General features: G+C 48.5%; 1 protein-coding gene and 1 pseudogene. One reads left to right on the forward strand and one right to left on the reverse strand.

Annotated features, from left to right (window positions below):
• Positions 1 to 76 precede the first annotated feature (76 nt).
• Positions 77 to 858 (forward strand): annotated as a pseudogene (locus EKM91_RS13660) (IS30 family transposase); the annotation flags it as partial.
• A gap of 200 nt (positions 859 to 1,058) precedes the next feature.
• On the opposite strand, the gene EKM91_RS13665 reads toward EKM91_RS13660, so the two are convergent.
• Positions 1,059 to 1,916: a DegV family protein gene (locus EKM91_RS13665; protein WP_125754439.1), complete on the reverse strand. Its 858-nt coding sequence runs from the start codon at positions 1,914 to 1,916 to the stop codon at positions 1,059 to 1,061.
• Positions 1,917 to 2,082 lie beyond the last annotated feature (166 nt).

A 2,082-nucleotide genomic window follows, 5' to 3' on the forward strand; every position in this document is an offset into this window, starting at 1 on the left:
TTCATGCGCACAATCCCTCGTTTCTTGTCACTCAGTATACTAGAATGAAGTTGCCAGGCAAACTTTGCACCAGAGCCCTGACAAGTTCGCCAGCGTACAGGTCTTCTTAGCCTGGTACGTACAGCGGGCTAAGCAGGACAAATGGTCGCCGGATGCTTCAATCGGCTATGCCAAGCGACACAAGCTGTTTACTCCTGAAGAGCTTGTTTGTGCCTCGACTTTGTACCAGTACATTGACGACCAACGCCTAGAGATTCGAAATATCGACCTGTTGGAGAAGACTAAGCGGAAGACCTCTCACCAGCGCCACACCAAGGCTAAGCGCCTGGCTGGCCGCAGTATCGAGGAACGGCCTAAGGTCGTTGAACGACGCAGGCAGTTCGGTCACTGGGAGATGGATACCATTGTCGGTAAACGCAATGGCAAGGAGAGCGTCATCTTGACTCTGATTGAGCGCAAGACCCGTTGCCAACTTCTCCGCTTGATCGAAGGACGAGATGCAGACTCTGTGAGCTATGCATTGCGTGGAATCAAGCGCGAATGGGGAGCTTGCATCAAGACCATCACAGCCGACAACGGACCCGAGTTCACCGCCTTAAATACTGCTTTTGCTGGGACGGAAACTGAGATCTTCTACGCCCATCCTTACACGTCCTGCGACCGTGGCACCAACGAGGCACATAACCGGATGATCCGCAGGACTTACCTAAGGGCATGTCCCTAGATGACATTAGCCCTAGTCAAGTGCAGGCCACGCAAGACCGCTTGAATCAGTTGCCTCGCAAACAACAGGGCTACTGCACACCCCAGCAAAACTTTGAGGCCGAAGCTCGGCGCGTTCGCCGCATGGCCCAGTAGTCTCTCTAGCGCCACAACTTCTATTTGATAACGGCCTGTTCTGGGATTGTCCTCAACGACTGGCTAACTTGTTCTTGCAATTTACGACTGTTTTATCAAATCAAAATTGCCCTTTTCTCAATTTGTTGAGAAAAGGGCAATTTTGATCTGCTTTTCGTTTTAGGTAAAGCTTGAGAGGCGTGACTTATTTTTGTAACACCTTAATACGACTGAACTGTCGCCCCAATCAGCCCTGGCCCTGTATGCACGCCCAATGACGGTGAGACCTCACCAATAAAATCAACTGGCCGACCAGTCGCTTCACGAAGTTTCTCTGCCAACTTTTTAACTAAAGATGGGTTTTGCCCGTGGGCTACTCCTAAACGATAGTGGGTGCTTTTTAAACAATCCTGTTTGACTTGTTCAACCAACTTTTGAATCGCTTTTTCTTCAGATCGCGCCTTAAAAAGAGGGTAGTAGACGCCTTCTGGATCACATGAGATCACCGGTTTAATGTGCAAAACCGAACCGACAAGGCCTGCCACTCGGCCGATTCGACCGCCGGCACTGAGGTACTTCAAGGTTGGTACGTAGAAATAAATCCGACTTTTGACGATTGAGGCACGAACTTTTGCAATCACGTCCTGAAAAGATTCCCCTGCATTGATCAATGATGCGGCATAGGCTGCTTGGATGCCACTGCCAATGCCGATGCTTTTTGTGTCAAGAATGGTTACGGTGTCAGCGGGAAAATCTTGCGCGGCCAATTGAAAGACGTTGTTCGTCACAGACAACGCGCTCGAAATTGTGATACCGAGGATCTGCTGATAACCAGCCGCGAACAGCGCATCCATCGCTTCTTTGGCAGCTTGTGGTGACGGACTGGACGTCTTCGGCAAGATTTCCGCCGTTGCTAACGCCGAATAAAATTCATCCGGTGTGATATCAACTGCATCAAGGTAATTATGCCCATTCATAGTAATATTCAGCGGTACGACTGCAATATTTTTATTTTCATCAAGAACACTTTGAGGGACATCAGAACCCGAATCAACGACAATTGCAATTTTTTTGGTCATGTTCTGCCTCCTTGTGGCTTTAATATCCATATTATATGGTTTCTAAGACTAGATGTAAATAGGTTCACCACATATATCGGCTCTGGTGCAAATAGTCTGAGAGTGTGCCTTTTACCTAGTTGTTGATAGGGTGTTGTAGGTTATGCTGGCACCATCGCTTTTAATT

Source organism: Lacticaseibacillus baoqingensis (genome assembly GCF_003946165.1).
Taxonomy (GTDB): domain Bacteria; phylum Bacillota; class Bacilli; order Lactobacillales; family Lactobacillaceae; genus Lacticaseibacillus; species Lacticaseibacillus baoqingensis.

What these genes read in the sequence shown, in the direction of transcription:
- EKM91_RS13665 (WP_125754439.1), bottom strand. Translation starts at nt 1,916, where the DNA reads ATGACCAAAAAAATTGCAATTGTCGTTGATTCGGGTTCTGATGTCCCT.